The sequence below is a fragment of the Sandarakinorhabdus oryzae genome (assembly GCF_009733735.1).
Taxonomy (GTDB): domain Bacteria; phylum Pseudomonadota; class Alphaproteobacteria; order Sphingomonadales; family Sphingomonadaceae; genus Sandarakinorhabdus; species Sandarakinorhabdus oryzae.
In genome coordinates this window covers 1-1,454 of record NZ_WNJP01000315.1, presented here as the reverse complement: position 1 = coordinate 1,454, position 1,454 = coordinate 1, and the positions used below count along the sequence as shown (strand labels likewise).

Below are 1,454 nucleotides of genomic sequence, written 5' to 3'. Positions count from 1 at the left end.
CCGCTGGTGCCCGATGGCCCGGCGGCGCAGGGCAACCGCCGCCCGGCGCTGCTGGCCGGGCTGGCGGCACTGCTGCTGTCGGCGGGGCTGGCGCTGTGGGTCAATCTCGATCCGGTGGCGCCCTCGGTGCCGGCGTATGTGGGCGAGAAGAAGCAGGGATGAGCGGCCTCTCCACCGAGACCCCGGTGCTGGCCGTTTATGGCACGCTGGCGCCCGGCCGCGCCAATCACCACCAGTTGGATGGCCTCGCCGGCACCTGGAGCCACGGCTGGGTGCGCGGCCTGCTGATACCCGCCGGCTGGGGCGCGGCGCAGGGCTATCCGGGGCTGCTGCTGGACGAGGATGGTGCCAACGTCGCCGTGCAATTGTTCGAATCCGCCGATCTGCCGCAGCACTGGGCGCGGCTCGATGATTTCGAAGGGCCGGGCTATTGCCGCACGCTGGTAACCGTGATCACGCCGGCGGGGGCGCTTGCGGCCTTTATCTATGCGCTGGCCGTCGATGGTCTGCCGCCGGGCGTGGACGATTAAAGAAACACGCAGATCGTCTGCCCGTCTGGAGGTGGGCAGCGGCTGGTGATGCGCCAGGCGATGGCATAATGCACGCGGCCCGGCACCTTCTGGCCGGCATCATCGCGGGCCGGGGCATAGCGCCAGCGCTTCTGGGCCATGGCGCAGGATTCCGCCGCCAGCCCGCCTGGCAGGTCGGCGCCCTTGGTGACTTCGCACCCGGTGACCTTGCCCTTTTCATCGACCAGCACATCGAAGGCGACATCGCCTTCCAGCCCGGCTTGCCGCGCCGCTTCGGGATAATCGGAATCGCTGATCATCACCTTGGTCGCCAGCGGCGGGCTGGCAGCCAGCAGCAGCGGTACGAGCAGCAACAACCGCCTCATGGCAGCACCATCGGGCCGTCCGAGACCCGGCTGATCAAAAGCTTGTCGATCTTGCGCCCATCCATGTCCACGATCTCGAACTGCCAATCCCCGATGCGGAAACGCTCGCCAGTCTGCGGCAGGTGGCGCAGCTTGTCGAGCGCCAGTCCGGCCACCGTCTCGTAATCGCGCTCCTGCGCCAGCGGCATGCCGAGCCGGTGGGCGAGCTCGTCCACCGGCAGTGCACCGGCAATCAGCCAGCTGCCATCGTCGCGCTCCACGGCGGGCGGATCATCATGATCATCGACATCGCTGCGGAAGGCGCCGGCAATCGCCGCCAGCACGTCCGATGGCGTCACGATGCCTTCGAAATGGCCATATTCATCATGCACCAGCGCCATCGGAATGCTGGCATCACGCAGCGCGCTGAGCGCATCAACGGCGTCGATCACGTCGGGCAGCACCGGCGCCGGCCGGGCCAGCGCGGCGAGATCGAGCGGCCGGCCCTCGATCAGCGCCTGCACCACGTCGCGCGCCTGCAGCACGCCGATGATGTCGTCCACGCCGCCGCGCGCCACCA

The 1,454-nt window shown here is 68.8% G+C and carries 3 protein-coding genes; 1 reads left to right on the top strand and 2 read right to left on the bottom strand.

Translation table 11 applies throughout. From position 1 onward, the window contains the following. Window positions 1-158: 158 nt before the first annotated feature. Complete coding sequence (locus GJ693_RS15970) at window positions 159-530, top strand: gamma-glutamylcyclotransferase family protein (RefSeq protein ID WP_156257211.1); 372 nt, start codon at window positions 159-161, stop codon at window positions 528-530. Here GJ693_RS15970 and GJ693_RS15965 read toward each other — a convergent pair. Together GJ693_RS15965 and GJ693_RS15960 are read right to left on the bottom strand one after the other, a co-directional pair. After that, window positions 527-895 carry an energy transducer TonB gene (locus tag GJ693_RS15965; protein ID WP_156257210.1) on the bottom strand — a complete coding sequence of 123 codons (369 nt, stop codon included), beginning with the start codon at window positions 893-895 and terminating at the stop codon, window positions 527-529. The two genes, GJ693_RS15970 and GJ693_RS15965, sit on opposite strands and share 4 nt — an antisense overlap. After that, window positions 892-1,454 (bottom strand): transporter associated domain-containing protein (locus tag GJ693_RS15960; RefSeq protein ID WP_328598849.1); only part of this gene is annotated, 563 nt, incomplete at its 5' end. The genes GJ693_RS15960 and GJ693_RS15965, both read right to left, overlap by 4 nt.

Excerpts from the sequence above, each read along its gene's own strand:
- GJ693_RS15970 (WP_156257211.1), top strand. The coding sequence starts at position 159 with ATGAGCGGCCTCTCCACCGAGACCCCGGTGCTGGCCGTTTATGGCACG.
- GJ693_RS15965 (WP_156257210.1), bottom strand. The coding sequence starts at position 895 with ATGAGGCGGTTGTTGCTGCTCGTACCGCTGCTGCTGGCTGCCAGCCCG.